This window comes from Halomonas sp. B23F22_10 (assembly GCF_043496975.1).
Taxonomy (GTDB): domain Bacteria; phylum Pseudomonadota; class Gammaproteobacteria; order Pseudomonadales; family Halomonadaceae; genus Halomonas; species Halomonas smyrnensis.
Genome location: NZ_JBIEKF010000001.1, coordinates 880,218 through 897,537 on the forward strand (window position 1 = coordinate 880,218; position 17,320 = coordinate 897,537).

The 17,320-nt window shown below is 65.3% G+C and carries 15 protein-coding genes; 7 read left to right on the forward strand and 8 right to left on the reverse strand.

Features of this window, described 5'->3' with window-relative positions; all coding sequences use genetic code 11:
* Window positions 1-327 precede the first annotated feature (327 nt).
* The 6 genes from pgm to ACGTNF_RS04035 form a co-directional block, all read right to left on the reverse strand.
* Complete coding sequence (gene pgm / locus ACGTNF_RS04010) at window positions 328-1,902, reverse strand: phosphoglucomutase (alpha-D-glucose-1,6-bisphosphate-dependent) (RefSeq protein WP_394600510.1); 1,575 nt, start codon at window positions 1,900-1,902, stop codon at window positions 328-330.
* A gap of 127 nt (window positions 1,903-2,029) precedes the next feature.
* Entirely contained in the window at window positions 2,030-3,187 is a 1,158-nt protein-coding gene (locus ACGTNF_RS04015; RefSeq protein ID WP_394600511.1) for a glycosyltransferase, read from the reverse strand.
* Window positions 3,188-3,841: 654 nt separating this feature from the next.
* Window positions 3,842-4,609: a class II aldolase/adducin family protein gene (locus tag ACGTNF_RS04020; RefSeq protein ID WP_394600512.1), complete on the reverse strand. Its 768-nt coding sequence runs from the start codon at window positions 4,607-4,609 to the stop codon at window positions 3,842-3,844.
* A gap of 41 nt (window positions 4,610-4,650) precedes the next feature.
* Window positions 4,651-5,607, reverse strand: a complete 957-nt coding sequence (locus ACGTNF_RS04025; protein WP_394600513.1) for an NAD(P)-dependent oxidoreductase — start codon at window positions 5,605-5,607, stop codon at window positions 4,651-4,653.
* An 86-nt stretch (window positions 5,608-5,693) separates the two neighbouring features.
* The gene (locus tag ACGTNF_RS04030) at window positions 5,694-6,902 is read right to left on the reverse strand and encodes a pyridoxal phosphate-dependent aminotransferase (protein WP_394600514.1); all 1,209 of its coding nucleotides are present in this window, start codon (window positions 6,900-6,902) and stop codon (window positions 5,694-5,696) included.
* Window positions 6,903-6,912: 10 nt separating this feature from the next.
* Window positions 6,913-7,731: a TetR/AcrR family transcriptional regulator gene (locus ACGTNF_RS04035; RefSeq protein WP_394600515.1), complete on the reverse strand. Its 819-nt coding sequence runs from the start codon at window positions 7,729-7,731 to the stop codon at window positions 6,913-6,915.
* A 114-nt stretch (window positions 7,732-7,845) separates the two neighbouring features.
* Between ACGTNF_RS04035 and ACGTNF_RS04040 the strand changes: the two genes are divergently transcribed.
* The 7 genes from ACGTNF_RS04040 (at window position 7,846) to ACGTNF_RS04070 (ending at window position 14,146) form a co-directional block, all read left to right on the forward strand.
* Complete coding sequence (locus tag ACGTNF_RS04040; protein WP_394600516.1) at window positions 7,846-8,616, forward strand: ABC transporter ATP-binding protein; 771 nt, start codon at window positions 7,846-7,848, stop codon at window positions 8,614-8,616.
* A 50-nt stretch (window positions 8,617-8,666) separates the two neighbouring features.
* Entirely contained in the window at window positions 8,667-9,443 is a 777-nt protein-coding gene (locus ACGTNF_RS04045) for a transporter substrate-binding domain-containing protein (RefSeq protein ID WP_394600517.1), read from the forward strand.
* A gap of 72 nt (window positions 9,444-9,515) precedes the next feature.
* A complete protein-coding gene (locus ACGTNF_RS04050; RefSeq protein ID WP_394600518.1) occupies window positions 9,516-10,235 on the forward strand; it encodes an ABC transporter permease in 720 nt (239 codons plus the stop codon).
* A 14-nt stretch (window positions 10,236-10,249) separates the two neighbouring features.
* Complete coding sequence (locus ACGTNF_RS04055) at window positions 10,250-11,080, forward strand: ABC transporter permease (RefSeq protein WP_394600519.1); 831 nt, start codon at window positions 10,250-10,252, stop codon at window positions 11,078-11,080.
* Between the two features lie 166 nt (window positions 11,081-11,246).
* Entirely contained in the window at window positions 11,247-12,284 is a 1,038-nt protein-coding gene (locus tag ACGTNF_RS04060; protein ID WP_394600520.1) for a TRAP transporter substrate-binding protein, read from the forward strand.
* The gene (locus tag ACGTNF_RS04065; RefSeq protein ID WP_394600521.1) at window positions 12,281-12,841 is read left to right on the forward strand and encodes a TRAP transporter small permease; all 561 of its coding nucleotides are present in this window, start codon (window positions 12,281-12,283) and stop codon (window positions 12,839-12,841) included. The genes ACGTNF_RS04060 and ACGTNF_RS04065 overlap by 4 nt, the downstream gene beginning before the upstream one ends.
* Window positions 12,842-14,146 (forward strand): TRAP transporter large permease, encoded by a 1,305-nt coding sequence (locus tag ACGTNF_RS04070; RefSeq protein ID WP_394600522.1) that lies wholly within the window; start codon window positions 12,842-12,844, stop codon window positions 14,144-14,146.
* A 6-nt stretch (window positions 14,147-14,152) separates the two neighbouring features.
* On the opposite strand, the gene ACGTNF_RS04075 is transcribed toward ACGTNF_RS04070, so the two are convergent.
* Both ACGTNF_RS04075 and ACGTNF_RS04080 read right to left on the reverse strand, forming a co-directional pair.
* Entirely contained in the window at window positions 14,153-15,502 is a 1,350-nt protein-coding gene (locus tag ACGTNF_RS04075) for an O-antigen ligase family protein (protein WP_394600523.1), read from the reverse strand.
* Window positions 15,503-15,799: 297 nt separating this feature from the next.
* Complete coding sequence (locus tag ACGTNF_RS04080) at window positions 15,800-17,146, reverse strand: UDP-glucose dehydrogenase family protein (protein ID WP_394600524.1); 1,347 nt, start codon at window positions 17,144-17,146, stop codon at window positions 15,800-15,802.
* Window positions 17,147-17,320 lie beyond the last annotated feature (174 nt).

Below are 17,320 nucleotides of genomic sequence, written 5' to 3' on the forward strand. Positions count from 1 at the left end.
GCCAGTACCCCTGCCGCCTCTATCCAGCGACGCCAGGCAGCGCGGGCAGGCTAAGTTTGCCTGGTCATATTCGGCGACCCAGCCACAAAAAACCCTCCGACGCATCCCGCCAGAGGGTTTTAGCTCAGCCTATCGCAATCGAAGGGCCGGTCATACGGCCAATAGCCGTGCAAGAAAGCGCTGCTTTCGCCCACAAACCTATGTCTGGAGCGTTTTCAGCTTCAGAGGGCACACTTTTCGCCCAACACTTTGAATAGCAAGAAGTTAAGCACACTTCGCCCTCTATCTCAACACGAGCCAGGGCTGGCTACACGGTCGACGATGAGGCTACAGCGCCTCATCCAGCATCGCCTGGGCCTCTTCGATCATGGCCTGCAGGTGGGCCTCGCCACGGAAGCTCTCGGCATAGACCTTGTAGAGCGGTTCGGTGCCGCTGGGGCGAGCCGCGAACCAGCCGTTGGCGGTTTCCACCTTGAGCCCGCCGATTGGGGCATCGTTACCGGGCGCGTTGACGAGGATGCGCTCGACCGTATCGCCGGCCAGGGTGGTGACGGCCAGGCTCGCGGGATCCAGGCGCTTGAACGCCTGCTGCTGTTCGGGGGTGCAGGCGGTGTCGACGCGCCGGTAATGGGGCGCACCGTGACGTTCTGTCAGCTCACGATAGGCCTCGCTCGGGCGCTTGCCGGTCACGGCCATCAGCTCAGCGGCCAGCAGGCACAGCAGGATGCCATCCTTGTCGGTCGACCAGGCCCGGCCATCCAGGGTCAGGAAGCTCGCGCCGGCACTCTCCTCGCCGCCGAAGGCCAGCCAGCCTTCATGCAGGCCATCGACGAACCACTTGAAGCCGACCGGCACCTCGTGCAGCTCGCGGCCGCGGGCCGCCACCACGCGGTCGATGATCGACGACGACACCAGCGTCTTGCCGACCTTGAGCGTCTCGCGCCAGCCGGGGCGATGGGTCAGCAGGTAGTCGATGGCCACCGCCAGGTAGTGGTTCGGGTTCATCAGGCCGGCGGCGTCGACGATGCCGTGGCGGTCGGCATCCGGATCGTTGCCGAAGGCCAGGTCGAAGTTGTCTTTCATCGCCAGCAGGTTGGCCATGGCGGCCGAACTGGAGCAGTCCATGCGGGTCTTGCCGTCATGGTCCGGCGGCATGAAGGCAAAGCTCTCGTCGATCTCGGTGTTGACCACCTCGAGGGCGAGGCCGTGGCGGTCGGCGATGGCCTGCCACACCGGCAGTGCCGTGCCGCCCATGGGGTCGGCCGCCAGCGTGAGACCGGCGCGCTTGATCGCCTCCAGGTCCACCACCGAGGCGAGGCCGTCGACGTATTCGCCCACCATGTCATGGCGAACGGCCTGCGCCTGCGCCTCCTCCAGCGACACCTCGGCCACCGCCTCAAGCTCCTGGGTCAGATGCTCGTTGGCGCGGCGTTCGATCCAGCCGGTCACCTCGCCTTCGGCGGGGCCGCCGTGCGGCGGATTGTACTTGATGCCGCCATCCTCGGGCGGATTGTGCGACGGCGTGACGATCAGGCCATCGGCCTGGGGCGTGGCGCCCTCGGCGTTGTGGGCCAGGATCGTCCGACTCACCACCGGGGTGGCGGTCAGCTCGCCGTCACGCTCGATGCGCACCTCCACGCCGTTGGCGATCAGCACCTGCAGCGCCGTTTCCCAGGCCGGGCGCGACAGCGCATGGCTATCGCGGCCGAGGTAAAGCGGGCCGGTGATGCCGGCCTGGCGGCGGTAATCCACCACGGCCTGAGCCACGGCCAGGATATGCGCGCGATTGAAGGAACCCGCCAGCGAGCGCCCTCGATGCCCCGAGGTGCCGAAGCTCACCGCCTGAGTGGAATCGGCGGGATCGGGCTGAATATCGTGAAACGCCTGAATCACGTCCTGCATGTCACTATCTCCATGTCATTCATGCGCCCTGTGCCGATGACAGCCGGTGTAAAGACTCGTCGGCCGTTGAATCGTTCGTTATGGTGCCATATCGACGCCACGCGTCCAGCGCTTCGATGAGGCCCTGTCAGGCTCCGGCCTGGGTCGTTGGCGCCAGGAACGCCTCGGCGACGGTTTCCGGACGAAAATCGTCCAGCCAGGCCGCTTGGATTGCAGGCGATTCCTGCTCGAGCGCCGCTCGCATCCCGTGGGCCAGTCCCTCGACGGAGTGCGGCACGATGGCGGCCTCCAGGTCGCCCTTGAGAATCTCCCGAATGCCGCCCGGGCAGTCGACGCTCAGCACCGGCGTGTCGCAGGCCAGCGCCTCGAACAGCACGATGCCCATGCCCTCGAAGCGGGAACTCAGCACGAACAGCCGGGCATGATGCATCCAAGGGTAGGGATTGCTGCGCTGGCCCACGAAGCGGACCCGTCCGGCGATGCCGAGCTCTTCGGCTAGCGCCTCCAGCGCCCCACGTTCCTGACCGTCACCGACCAGCACCAGCGGCAGAGTCAGGCCGGACTCGGCATAGGCCTTCAGCAGCAGCGCCTGGTCCTTGGCCGGCACCAGCCGGGCGACATTGACCAGATAGGGCTCGTCAGGGAGGTCGGGCTCGGGTTCGCGCATCGCCTCGCGGATGCCCTCCACCGGGCAGGGGTTCGGGATCACCCGCAACGAGGCGGGACGGAACCGCCAGCACTGCTCGGCCTTTTCCACACTCTCGGCGACGCCGCGCGACACCGTGACCAGATGACGATGCTGGAACAGGCAGCGCCCCATCAGCCGCCGCCTCATGCTCGGCCGCGAGGCATGCAGGATGTTCTCCAGCACGTAACAGGCTCTGTCGTCGCGGAAGGTCCAGACCTGCTCGAAGGTGCCGATGCCGCGGAAGACGATGCGGTCGACGCGCCCGTGGCGCCGCTCGAACCGACGCAACCAAAGCTTGAAGACCGCGCCGCCCATGATCCCGGTACCCAGATACAGCGAACGCTTGATCAGCGGATTCACCACCAGCCGTGCCAGCAGCTCAAGCAGAAGCCCGAGCCCGGTGACCCGAGACCACCAACGCAGATCGAGATGATGATGCTTTACCCCCGGATGCGCAGGCGACAGCTCGCGCTCGACGCGGCGAAAGCTCAGCAGATGGCTTTCGTGGCCTGCCTCGGCGAAGGCATCCGCCAGATTGACCGCGACGCGCTCCATGCCCCCCATCTTCAGGGAACGCACCACGACAAGTGTTCTCACAATGACTCTCCTTTCTCCAACGCTCCTTCTCCCGAATCGAATGCCGACGCATCGATCGCACGTGCCGCGCCAACGCCTCGGGTCCGGGATAGGCCGATATGGAACACCATCGCGAGCGCCGATGCCATAGGCGCTGCCGGGGCATCCAGGGCTGAATGGCCAACGGGCCAGGCACGCTGTGGCAGTTCAGGCGTGCACGCCGGGGGCTCGGCGACAAGGCGCATGCCCACCCTACCACTAAGGTCTCGTTGTCGGATCGAGTCATGACGACCATCATGCCCCTCAACAAACGCACATAAAAAAAGTCCCCCGAAGGGGACCAGTTGGAGCACGCCAGCTCACGTTCGAAGGGCCGCCGCCACGGCGGCCTTTCCCTTCGAACTTAGCGAACAGCGGGCCAATAACGACAAAAAATATTGATATCAAGGCCTTAGCCAAGAACAATCCCAGGCCTTGTCGATTCTCCCCCACACCCCCTTCCTTCCGACGCACCACCGTTGCGCCGGCCGCTCGCGATTCGCCCCCATCTGGTGCTGAAGCGATTATTCCCCGGAAGCCATTGGCTTGCCGGGCGAGGGTCTGCCCCCAACCCGCCCCTCTCACCCGAAGCGCCCGGCATCATGCCGGGCGCTCTGGGTGAGGAATACCGCTCGATCAGTCCCGGTAGCTCGGGTCCAGCGAATCCAGGGTACGCAGGTGCGCCGCCCATTCGAGCGCCAGGTCGCCCTCCTCATGGATGGTCTGGTCGTACTGGCGCGCCACATGCCGGGCCACCTCTTCCGGCACCAGGCTCAGCGGCTCGCCGGTGCCCTGGGCGGCCACCTGCAGCTCGCAGGCCCGCTCCAGGTAGAACATGTTGTTGAACATCTCGGCCGCCGAGGCGCCGGTGGTCAGCAGGCCATGGTTGCGCAGCACCAGCGCCGTGTGGTTGCCGAGGCTCGCCACGATGCGCTCGCGCTCGTCCAGGTCCAGGGCGATGCCTTCGTAGTCGTGGTAGGACACCCGCTCGTGGAACTGCAGCGAGATCTGGTTCAGCCGCGTCTCGAGCCCGCGCGCCTGGGTGGCCACCGTGATGCCGGCCCGAGTATGGGTGTGCATCACCCAGGCCGCGTCGTGGTTCGCCCGATGAATGGCGGAGTGAATGGTGAAGCCGGCCGGGTTCACGCCCTCCGGGCTATCGTCCACCTTGCGGCCATCGACATCGATCTTCACCAGCGAGGACGCGGTGATCTCCTCCCAGCGCCAGCCATAGGGATTGATCAGGAAGTGCCCTTCCTCCCCCGGCACGCGCGCGGTGATGTGGGTATAGATCAGGTCCGTCATGCGATAGTGGGCGGCCAGCCGATAGCAGGCCGCCAGCGCGATGCGGGCCTCTCGCTCGGCATCGCTGATCTCGGCATGGCGGGACGGCTCGAGACTCATCGTGGGCTCCTTTGACGGAAGGGTTCGGGAATGGCCGATCATCAGTACCCCTGGCGACGATCGATGCCCATCGCCAGCGGTTGATCGTCGCGCAGGGCTCTGGCCGTCTCGATCACCTGCATCGCCACCACCTCCGGCAGCGAATCACTGGCGATGTGAGGCGTGATACGCAGTCGAGCATCCTGCCAGAACGGATGCGCCTTGGGCAGCGGCTCTTCCCTGAACACATCCAGGCTGGCCCCGGCAAGATGACCGCCATCCAGTGCCTTGAGCAGATCGCCCTCGACCAGATGCTCGCCGCGGCCGATCTGCACCAGCCAGGCGCCAGGGGCAAGCCGCGCCAGCAGCTCCTCATCGAGCACGTTCTCCGTCGTCGCCGTCAGCGGCAGCACGTTGATCAGGTAATCGGCATCCTTCGCCGCTTCCTTCACGGCCTCTTCACCGGTGAGATAGGTCACGCCTTCCACCGGCGATTCGGGATGACGACGGCAGGCCACACGCACGCCAAACCCCAGCGCGGCGAGCGCTTGCACGACGGCGCGCCCCATCGTGCCATGCCCCAGCACGGCGACCGTTGCCTCGGCGGGCGCCCGCATCGGCAGTGGCGCCCAATGCCGATCCACCGCCTGCCGCTCCAGGGTGGCGAACTCGCGCTCGCGATGCAGCACCTCATGCGCGGCGAAGCCGGCCATCAGATCGGCCTGGTGCGGATCGCGCACCCGAGCAATCCGCACCGAATCGTCGAGCCCCGGATGCGCCAGCAGCGCATCGACGCCAGCGCCGATCGACATCGCCAGGCTCAGGTTGGGATAGGCGTCGAATGCCTGCTCATCGGGCAGCCAGCAGATGGCAAAACGCACGTCCTCGGGATGATCGATCTCGTGCGGGTGACGCAAGACGATGTCCTCTGCGCCCTGCCTCAAGGCCTCGCCGTAGATGGCATCCAGATCGAGCGAATCACTCAGGTAAACCCCTAACATAGGCGCCGTAGAGCTCATGTGATTTCCTTCTGACAAGGCGCCCGGCAATCACGCCAGACGCTCGATAATTATACGGTCGTATAAGTCCTGTGAGGCATCCGTGACTAGGCAAGGGCCATATCACCAACGGGGCTCACTCCCTCCTCGGCCAAGCGCCGGCACACGTTCCCCATGCGCTCGACGGCCTGCAGCAGCACATCGTCGGGGACCGTCAACGCCACCCGGATCAGGCTGGCCGCACTGTCGCCGAAGGAGGCGCCGGGCATCACCGCCACGCCTTCTTCTTCCAGGAGCTTCCAGGCAAATCGCTCACCATCGAGCCCGGTTTTGGCCACGTCGATCATCAGGAACATGCCCCCCTGCGGCATGGCCGCCGACAGCATCGGCAACGGCGCGATCGTCTCGTACAGCAGCGCCGCGCGGCGCCCCAGGGCCTCGCACAGGCGCTCGGCGGTATCGAATTCCTGACGCAGCGCCGCCTCGGTCATGTCGGCGATGAAAGGCTGGTTACCGAACAGCATGGTCTCGGAGATCGGCAGCAGCCGGCGCGAGAACTCCACCGGGCCAATCGACCAGCCGCTGCGAAAGCCCGTCGCCGCATGGCTCTTGGAGATCGATGACACCACGACGGTACGCTCGCGCAGGAACTCGATCTCGAGCGGAGACACGAAGTCGCCGTCGAAGATCAGCGCTTCATACACCTCGTCACAGACGATCCAGAGATCGTGTGTGACGCACAGCTCACCGAGCTTCTCCAGCGCCTCGCGAGTCAACACCGCGCCGGTGGGGTTATGTGGCGTATTGAGCACCAGAACGCGGCTGTCCGGCGTGATGGCCGCGGCCAGATCCTCGGGCTGCATGATGAAGCCGTGCTCCATACGCAGTGGCACCGGCTGGAGGTGAGCGCCGGCGGCCCGAATCACGCCCTGATAGGTGGCATAGTAGGGGTCGCCGGTCAGCACGCCATGGCCGTCGCCCGCCAGGGCCAGCATCACACCGAACAACGCGGTCTGGGTGCCGGGGAAACACAGCACGTTTTCCTCCCCGATCTCGGGGAAACGGGGCGCATAGGTCTCGATCAGGGCATCGACCAGCCCCGGCTCGCCGCGCCCGTTGGAGTAGCGCGTGCGCCCCGCTCTCAGCGCATCCACACAGTGTTCAACCAGCGCGGGGTCGGTCGTGATATCCGGCTCGCCAATGCTGAGCTCGATGATATCCTCACCCTGAGCCTGTCGGGCCCTGGCCGCATTATGCACTGCCCACTTGTCACCGCCGAGGTCATGAAGCCGATCGGTAATCGGTGCATATCGCATCAAGCTACTCCTATGTTTTTGCAAGTCGAGAGGGGGGATACTGGTCGGCAAAGTACTGCCGCAGAGTATTCGACGGCAGTGCCAGGATGCCCTCGGCAGCGCCCAGGGCAATCATCGGCAGCAATGCATTGTCGTAGAGCCCATGGCCCAGGCCACCCTCCATCCAGAGACCGTCAATCAGCCCGTTCAAGGCAATGGCATAGTGCTGGCAGGCCACCGGATCCGCCGGCCTTTCATGAGCCACGAACACGGGATGAATCAGCGTTTCCAGTAGCGTCAGGAACTCGCGATAGCTTTCCCGGTGAATGTCGGCAAAATCCCCCTCGGTGCGCACACATCCGATAAAGGTGGACCACAAGGCGACCTTGCGAGAGGACACATTGGGCTCCGTCACGTTGGCGACGATGAAATTCGCCAGGCGCCGCGCGGGTGCCTCCCCGCCCTGCTCGGAAGACGCCGCGGCCTCACCGGTCAGCTGCCCCATCAGATAGCCATAGGCGTCTCTCACCATGGCATCCCGGGAACCGAAATAATGCCGGATCAGCCCCGCCGTCACTCCGGCCCTCTCAGCCACACGCCTGGCGCTGGCGCCGCGCATGCCATGCTCGGCCACGCAGTCCAGCGTCGCCTCCAGAAGACTTCGACGCCGGGCATCCATGGACCAGCGCTCAAACGATTTCCTGCTCATAGCTTCCACCATTCCGGGTTGCCGTCGCCGGCGCCGCTGCTCGTCCTGGCAAGGCGCCTGCCATTCGGCGGCCTGTCGGGGGCGCGCAGCGTCTCCGGACGACGTCCACTCCCCCCCCTTGATCATTTCCTGGTTCGGCATTGCACTTTGAATCTTGTTGAATCTGCCGTACAGTTATACTGTCGTATAACAAGGAAATGATTGCAAGCGCCGGCCAGATAGCGCGCCAGGACGTCACCCAAGACGAGAAAACCTATGGAACACGAACCCGCTATAGAGATCCGTGATTTACGCAAGCAATTCGGCTCCCATGAGGTATTGAAAGGCATCACCCTCACCGCCCGTCAGGGCGACGTCGTCGCCATCATCGGCGGCTCGGGATCGGGAAAGTCGACACTGCTTCGCTGCATCAATCTGCTCGAACGACCCAGCGCTGGCGAGATCGCCATTCAGGGCGAGCCCTACCGCCTGCATGCCACCCGTCAGAACGATCTAGAGATCAGCGATCGCCGTCAGGTACAGCGCATCCGCGCCCACCTCGGCATGGTCTTCCAGAACTTCAATCTCTGGCCGCATCGCACCGTGCTGGAGAATATCATCGAGGTGCCCATTCATGTGCTGGGCACTCCGCGCGACGAAGCCATCCACCGGGCCGAGAAGCTGCTCGACCGGGTCGGGCTCGGCGACAAGGCCTCCATGTACCCGGGCTACATGTCGGGCGGTCAGCAGCAGCGCGCCGCCATTGCTCGAGTCCTGGCGGTCGACCCTCTGGCGATGCTGTTCGACGAGCCCACTTCGGCGCTGGACCCGGAGCTTGTCGGTGAAGTGCTATCGGTGATCCGCGATCTCGCCGCCGAGCAGCGCACCATGCTGCTGGTGACCCACGAGATGGCCTTTGCCCGCGACGTGGCGACCCACGTCGTCTTTCTGCGCGACGGCATCATCGAGGAGCAGGGCCCTCCGGAACAGCTGTTCAACGCGCCGCGCTCTCCGCACCTGCAGCAGTTCATCGGAGCGATGAGCTGATCGCTAGCGCCTTCTTTTCATACCCAACAAAACAGACAAAGAGGACCATCATGTTCAAGTCTCTCTCCGCCACTGCCGGCCTGATCGGCCTGAGCGTCTTCACCGCCCCCGCCATCGCCGACAGCTATCAGATCGGCCTCTCCGCAGAGCCCTATCCGCCCTTTTATTCCCCCGATGCCGAAGGCAACTGGTCCGGCTGGGAAATCGACTTCATTCACGAACTCTGCGACCGGCTGGACGCCGAGTGCGAGGTCAAGCCGCTGGCCTGGGAAGGCATCATTCCGGCGCTGAATACCGGCAAGATCGACATGATCATCGGCTCGATGTCGATCACCCCCGAGCGGGCCAAGCAAATCGCCTTCTCCGACAAGTACTACGCTAGCTCGACCGGTGTTCTGGCCTACAAGTCCAGCGACATCCAGCCCACGGCCGAAGGCCTCGAGGGGGCTTACCTGGGCATCCAGTCCGGCTCCCTCCAGGAGCAGTACGCACGCAAGCATTTTGCCGACACGGCCAACCTGCAGATCTACCAGACCGTCAATGAAGAGCTGCAGGACCTGGTCGCCGGCCGCGTGGATGCCGTGATGGCGGACACGCTGGCCATGCAGGACTTCATCCACTCCGACACAGGCCAGTCATGCTGCGAGTATCGCGGCGCCGTCGAGATCGACCCCGCGATCATGAGCGAAGGAATCGGCGTCGGCCTGCGCCAGGAAGACAGCGAACTCAAGGAGCGCGTCAACGCGGCTATCGCCGCGATGCGGGCCGACGGCACCTACGAGGAAATCAGCGAGCCGTACTTCGAGTTCGACATCTACAACGGCTAGTTTCCGCGTCCACCAGGGCTGCCGTGCTGGATGGCCCTGGCTTCCCTTCCATAGACAAGGAGATCCGTCACCATGACGACCCTCTTCGATCTCAGCCTGCTGGCCTACGAGGCCCCGGGCTGGGGCAAAGTACTGCTGGTCGGATTTCTGCGCTCGATCGAGCTGGCCGCAGGTGGTTACGTGCTGGGCATGCTGATCGGCATCGCCGGGGCCACCGGCAAGCTGTACGGCAACAAGGTCGTGCGCGATCTACTCGAGATCTACACCATGGTCATCCGCGCCGTGCCCGAGCTGGTGCTGATGCTGCTGTTCTACTACGTGGGCACCGACCTGCTCAGCCGGGCTTCGGGCGCCATGGGATTCGGCGAGATCAACGTCAACGGCCTGGTCGCCGGTATCCTGGTCATCGGCCTGGTGCAGGGCGGCTATGCCACCGAGGTCTTCCGCGGCGCCATCCTCGCCATCCCCAAGGGGCAGACCGAAGCGGCACACGCCTTCGGCATGCCCCCCAGCAAGGTCCTGAAGCGCGTCACCCTGCCCGCGATGACTCCTCACGCCCTGCCCGGCATGGCCAACCTGTGGATGATCGCGACCAAGGATACCGCGCTGCTGGCGGTGATCGGCTTCAGCGAACTGACGCTCGTCACCCGTCAGGCCGCCGGCGCCACCCACGCCTACATCCTGTTTTTCCTCAGCGCCGGCGCCCTCTATCTGGCCCTGACGCTGGTCTCCAATCTCCTGCTCCGCCGCTTCGAGCGTTACGCGCGTCGGGGACTGGTCACTGCGTACTGAAACCAGGAGCGTTCATGTCTGACGCCATGTCAATTCCCTCTCCCGCACGCCCCACGCCGGGCCGCATGCCGACGATGATCTCGGCCCTGATGCAGCCACACCGCCTGGTCCTGCTGGGGCTGTTCGTCGCCGGCGTGCTGGCCATGATCCAGACGATGGACTGGAGCTGGCTGCCCGATTATCTGCCCAAGCTCTGGGAAGGCCTGCAGATGTCGCTGTTCATGCTGGTCACCAGCGTGATCATCGGCTTCATGCTGGCGTTGCCGCTGGCGCTGTTACAGCTCAGCCGCATCTGGCCGCTTGCATGGCTCGCCACCGCGTTCTGCACCGTGATTCGCGGAACCCCCCTGCTGCTTCAGCTATGGCTGTTCTATTACGGGCTCGGCGCGCTGTTCGGCCAGTTCCCGGAACTGCGGGCGTCCTGGGCCTGGGAGTACCTGCGCCAGGCCTGGCCTTACGGCCTCATCGCCCTGACCGTGTCCTTCGCCGCCTATCAGGGCGAGATCATGCGCGGCGCCTTCGCCGGCGTGCCAGGCGGCGAACTCGAAGCGGCCAAGGCCTTCGGCATGCCCCGACGCAAGATCTTCTGTCGCGTCTGGTTTCCGCGTGCCCTGCATCGTGCCCTGCCGACGCTGACCGGCGAAATCATTCTTCAGCTCAAATCCACCCCACTGGTCGCCACCATCACCGTGGTGGACCTCTACGCCGTCATCACCCAGGTACGCCAGGCGACCTACCTCACCTATGAACCCCTGCTGTTCATGGTCGCCGTTTACCTCACCCTTAGCGGCATCCTGATCATCGGGCTCCGCTGGCTGGAAAATCGCGTCCCGACACGCCACTGATCGGCCGTTGGCGCCAGCCCCCTCAAACTCCTCAGGGGGCTAGCCCCGGCGCGGCCCTGGCACGTGCCGCGCTCGGAACAGCAGAGGTCGCACTGGCACTCCCGCATCGCAGCATTCTTGAGGATGCTGAATCGGCAAACGACGACAACCACAAAGGATGCCCCCGATGCCGAGCCTTGCGACGCCTTCCCTTCGCTCCCACGACCTTCGCCGCACCGCGGCCCTGCCGCTGATGGCCCTCGGCCTCGCCGCGTCGCTGCCGGCCCATTCCGCCGGCATGGACTTCTCCAACGAATACAACGCCAACTCGATTCACGCCGAGGGCGATGCCTGGTTCATCGAGCGCGTCGAGGCGCTGACCGACGGCGAGGTCGACATCACCCTGCACTCCGGCGGCGCACTGGGCTTCCGCTCGGGCGATCACTTCTACGCCGTGGCCGACAACGCGGTGCAGATCGCCGACAGCCTGTCCGGCGCGCTGGGCGGCATCGATCCGATCTTCCTGCTCTCGTCGCTGCCCTTCCTGGCCGATGACGTCGAATCGGCCCAGCGGCTCTACGAGATCGCCCGCCCGGAATACGCCAAGGTGTTCGAGGACAACGACCAGATCCTGCTCTACGCCTCGCCCTGGCCGGCCAGCGGCATCTGGTCAGAGGAGCCGGTCACCAGCATGGAGGCCCTCGACGGCCTCAAGATCCGCAGCTACGACCGCAACGGCACCGCCACCCTGGTCAACGCCGGCGCCTCACCGGTGAAGCTGTCCTGGGCCGACGTCGTGCCCCAGCTCGCCACCGGCGGCATCGAGGCGGTGCTGACCTCCGCCGAGGCCGGCGCCAGCGGCAGCTTCTGGGAGCACCTGAGCGACTTCAACGCCATCCAGTACGCCGTGCCGCTCAACATGGTGCACATGAACCGCGACGCCTTCGAATCGCTGAGCGAGGAACAGCAGCAGGCCGTGCTCCAGGCCGCCGAGGAAACCGACGCCCACAACTGGGAGGTGGTGAAGGAGCGCGTGGCCGAGAACTACGCCGAGCTCGAGGAGCACGGCGTCGCCATCCACGATCCGGTACCGGAGGAATTCCACGCCGCGCTCGCCGAGGCCGCCCAGCCGGTGGTCGATGACTGGGTCGAGAGCACCGGCGAGCGCGCCACCCGCATCCTCGAGGCCTTCAACGAGGCGGGCGACCCAGAGAGCGGCCAATGAGCTCGCAGCATCGCCGTGACGGCAGCGCCTTCCCCAGCGTCGCCGCACTGCTGGTCGATGCTCTCGGCCGGCTGACCAGCGCCCTCGCGGCGCTAGGGGCCGGCCTGGCCATGCTGCTGGTGGTCTACATGCTCGGCCATATCCTGCTCGAGATCGGCATGCGCCTGTTCGGGCGCTCGACCTTCATCCTCGACGAGTACATCGGTTACGCGGTGGCGGCGATGACCTTCCTCGGCCTGCCCTACGCCCTGGAGAAGGGCGGGCTGATCCGCGTCGCACTGGTGCTCAAGCGGCTGCCCCAGGCCTGGCGCTGGCCACTGGAGCTGTTCGCCAGCGTCAGCGCCCTGCTGGCCTTCGGCTGGCTGGCCCGCTACTGGACCATCGCCGTGGAGCGCAGCTACCAGCGCGGCATCGTCAGCGAGACCCTGGCCCAGACACCGCTGTGGATTCCCCAGGGCACCGTACTGGTCGGCCTCTATCTGCTGTGTCTGGTGCTCATCGTCCGCTCGCTGCGCATCCTGGTGCAGCGCCACGCCTTCGACGCCGGAGACGCCTGAATGGAAACGCTATTCATCGGGGCCGGCGTGATCGGCATCCTGCTGGCCGTGCTCGCGCTGGGCAGCTGGGTGTTCGCCGGCCTGGTCATCGTCGCCATGCTCTCGCTGTGGGGGCTCGGGGACTTCGATGCCAACCGCATCGGCCTGATCCTGTCCAAGATCCTGTTCCGCGCCGCCAACAGCTGGGAGCTCTCGGCCATCCCGCTGTTCATCCTGATGGGCGAACTGATCTTCCGCTCCAACATCTCCGAGCGGCTGTTTCGTGGCCTGACGCCGTTCACCCGCCACCTGCCCGGCGGCATCCTGCACACCAACGTGCTGGGCTGCACGCTGTTCGCCGCGGTCAGCGGCTCCAGCGCGGCCACCACCGCCACCATCGGCAAGATCACCACCCGCGAGCTCGACCAGCGCCGCTACGATCGCGATCTCTCGATCGGCTCGCTGGCCGGGGCCGGCAGCCTGGGGCTCTTGATTCCGCCGTCGATCGTGATGATCGTCTACGGCGTGCAGGCCGAGGTCTCGATCAGCAAGCTGTTCATGGCCGGCGTGCTGCCGGGGCTGGTGATCGCCGCGCTGTACGTCGGCTACGTGGGACTGCGCTGCCTGGCCAACCCGGCCCTCGCGCCGAAGGCCGAGGACACCGGCAGCGGCATGCGCCAGGCGCTGCACGACCTCGCCCCGGTGCTGGGGCTGATCGTGATCGTCATCGGCGCCATCTACACCGGCATCGCCACGCCCTCGGAGGCCGCCGCCGTGGGCTGCGCCGCCACCCTGGCGCTGCTCTTGTGGGAGCGCCAGCTGACGGTGGCGCTGTTCATCGACGCCCTGCGCGGCGCGCTGATCAGCGCGGTGATGGTGTGCAGCCTGCTGGTGGCGGCCGCCCTGCTCTCCACCGCCATGGGCTACCTGCACCTGCCGAGCGAGCTGGCCGGCTGGATCGCCGAACAGGGCTTCTCGCCCATCGCCCTGCTGCTGGCCATGGCGCTGTTCTACGTGCTGCTGGGGCTGTTCCTGGACGGCATCTCGATCACCGTGATGAGCCTGCCGATCACCCTGCCGATCATCATCCAGGCCGGCTACGACCCGCTGTGGTTCGGCGTCTTCCTGGTGATCATGGTGGAACTGGGGCAGATCACCCCACCGGTGGGCTTCAACCTGTTCGTGCTGCAGAGCCTGACCGGCGAGAGCATCGGCCGCGTGGCGCTGGCCGCCGCGCCCTTCTTCCTGCTGATGTGCCTGGCCGCGCTGATCATCAGCGTATGGCCGCAGATCGCGCTGTGGCTACCCACGGTACTGTCAGGCTAGCCAAGGTCAGGGGCAGCCCCCTCCCGCCAACGGTGGGGGCTGATCCTTTGATTGGCTTGAGCGGCTGGCCCCACATCGAACCTCTTCTCCCCGCAACAGCACCCAGCACGCCAGGCTCAGTCCCAGGAAGCCACTCAACCCTCGCACATCGCGCAGCATCGACTGGGTCAGCCCGAAATCGATGAAGGCCAGGGAAATCATCAGCCCGGCGGCGGCCAGTATCTGAACGCCGGCATCGCCATGGGCCAACCGCCGCGAGAACAGAACGATCGGCACGCCATAGAGCAGTATCAAGCTGGCCAGCCCCACCAGGCCGCGGCGAGCCGTGGTATCGATGATGTCACTGTGCAGCTGGTCATAGGCACTCACCCCCGGGTGCAGCTCGCCGGATTCCACCATCGCATCGCGGGCGGCTTCCAGCCGGCCTTCGCCCCAGCCGGTCAGAGGGCGTTCCTGAAACAGCGCCCAGCCGCTGCGCCACATTTCCAGCCGCAGCCCCACGGAGCTACCGCGCCGATCCTGCTGCCAGTACTGCTGGACGTTATCGACCGCCAACTCGACACGGTCGATGACGCCCGACTGCGGCAGAACCACGACACTCGCCAACAGCAGCGAAACCACCAACATGCCGCCCCGCCACCAACGCTGGAGATCCGGGCCCAGCACCTCGCGGCCCGTTCGATAACACAGCCACAGCAGCAGCGGTGCCGATAGCCACCCGCCGCGCGTGCCGGAAAGCAGCGAGGCCAGAATGCCCGACAGCGCGGCTCCCACGGCCAGCGCCACGCCGAGCTTGCGCCATCGGCCGTTCAGGCCAGAGGCCCGTGCCCACCACAGCGCCGCCAGCAGCGACAGTCCGCCCAGCAGCAGAGACAGATTACCGAAGGGAATCGCATTCATGCCGTTGTCGGCCCGGGGCACGCCCAGCGCCAGCCGCTCGTAAAGGGCGATACCACCGACCGTCCAGGCCCCAAGACACACGCCGATCCACCAGTGCCGTGGAAGCGGATGATGCCCACGCAGCCAGATCAACAGTGCCGCCGTCAGCACCGGCCAAAGCGGCAAGAGAATCCCCTGGTTACCCTCCCCGACCGGCCAGGTGCCGGTGCGCCAGACATCCCACAGCCAGAATCCGGCAAACGCCAGCAGGGCCAGGCACCACAGGCCATCTTCTCGATCGACACCGTCGAACCGCTTGAACACGCCGGGGCTCAGCGCCACCCCAGCCACCGCCAGCAAGGCCACCGTCAGCGGCACCAGGGCATACCCCAGGCTCACGACCATCAACAGGGCCGCGAAGGCGGCCAGCAGCCAGGAGTTAAGTCGCTGCCAGTGTGACAGTGATGCCACCCTCATCCTCTTTCCTCGCCAATGGGGGATCGGTCCCGTGATCACATGATGTCGAAGCCTATCAGACATGCTTGGGGCGGCAGCGTTCATGGCGGCAGCCGAGAGCGTTGATGTGGCTTCCGATATGATGACATCTCACTAATATCTACCTGGATGCCTCTCCCACGCCGCTCGGTAACGATGGCAAGTTCTCTCACGAGAACGGCGTCTCCCAGAATCCCAACAGCCAAAATGGCCAGCCACAAACAAAAGCGCCCGGCTCAGAGCACTGAACCGGGCGCCGTCGTCATGGGTCGGAGAAAATCAGGTCGTCAGAGAAGCGAGCGAATCTCCTCGTCCCACGGCGAAGTGCATCAGCCCCGCGCCCTTCACGGCCTCGGGGTCGAACAGGTTACGGCCGTCGATCACCACCGGCATGGCAAGCTGATTTTGCAGCCAGGCGAAGTCGACGGTACGGAACTCCTTCCATTCGGTGCAGATCACCAGCGCGTCGGCACCCTTCACCGCCTGGACACGATCGGCCAACAGCACCAAGTCGTCGCGCTCGCCATAAATCCGGCGGCATTCCTTCATCGCCTCGGGGTCGTAGGCCTGCACGGTGGCGCCGGCCGCCCACAGCGCTTCCATCAGCGTGCGGCTGGGCGCATCCCGCATGTCATCGGTGTTGGGCTTGAAGGCCAGGCCCCAGAGGGCGATGGTCTTGCCGTTCAGGTCGCCGTCGAAGGCCTGGCTCAGCTTGGCGTACAGGGTATCCTTCTGGCGCCGGTTCACGGCCTCCACGGCGGTGAGCAGCTCGGCCGGGTAGTCCACCTCACCGGCGGTGCGAGCCAGCGCCTGCACATCCTTGGGGAAGCATGAGCCGCCGTAACCACAGCCTGGGTAGATGAAGTGATAGCCGATGCGCGGATCACTGCCGATGCCGCGGCGCACCTGCTCCACATCGGCCCCCAGGCGCTCGGCCAGATTGGCGATCTCGTTCATGAAGCTGATCTTGGTCGCCAGCATGGCATTGGCCGCGTACTTGGTCAGCTCGGCGGCGCGCACGTCCATGAACATCAGCTTTTCATGGTGGCGATTGTACGGCGCGTAACACTCGCGCATCAGCTCGCGAACGCGCTCGGCCTCGGTGCCGACCACGATACGGGCGCCATGGGAAAAGTCCTCGATGGCGGCGCCTTCCTTGAGGAATTCGGGGTTGGAGCACACGTCGAAGTCGAGCGTTACGCCGCGCTGCTCGAGGGCGCCCGCCACCGCCGCCTGCACCCGGTCCGCGGTGCCTACCGGCACCGTGGACTTGTCGACGACCACCTTATACGCGTCCATGTGTTCGCCGATGGTATTGGCCACCGCCAGCACGTACTTAAGGTCGGCACTGCCGTCTTCGTCCGGGGGCGTCCCCACGGCGATGAACTGCAGGGTGCCGAAGGCCACGGCCGCCTTGGCATCGGTCGTGAACTGCATGCGCCCCGCCTCGACGTTTTGGTGCACCATCGACTCAAGCCCCGGCTCGTAGATAGGGATCTCGCCATCGCGCAGCCGGGCAATCTTGCCCTCGTCCACGTCCATGCACATCACATCATGGCCCACATCGGCCAGGCAGGTGCCGGTAACCAGGCCAACGTAGCCCGTACCGAAGATGGTGATTTTCATTCCTTTGACTCCCTTGCGCTGCGACTGACTGTTCTTCTACTCAGCATGCTGAAGTGGTCCAATTGGAGCGGACACCCCGATAAGCCTCATAATGGAGGCAATGGAGGTGTTCATGACCAAGAAGACTCGACGTCGGTATTCCGATGAATTCAAGTCGGATGCGGTGAGCCTGGT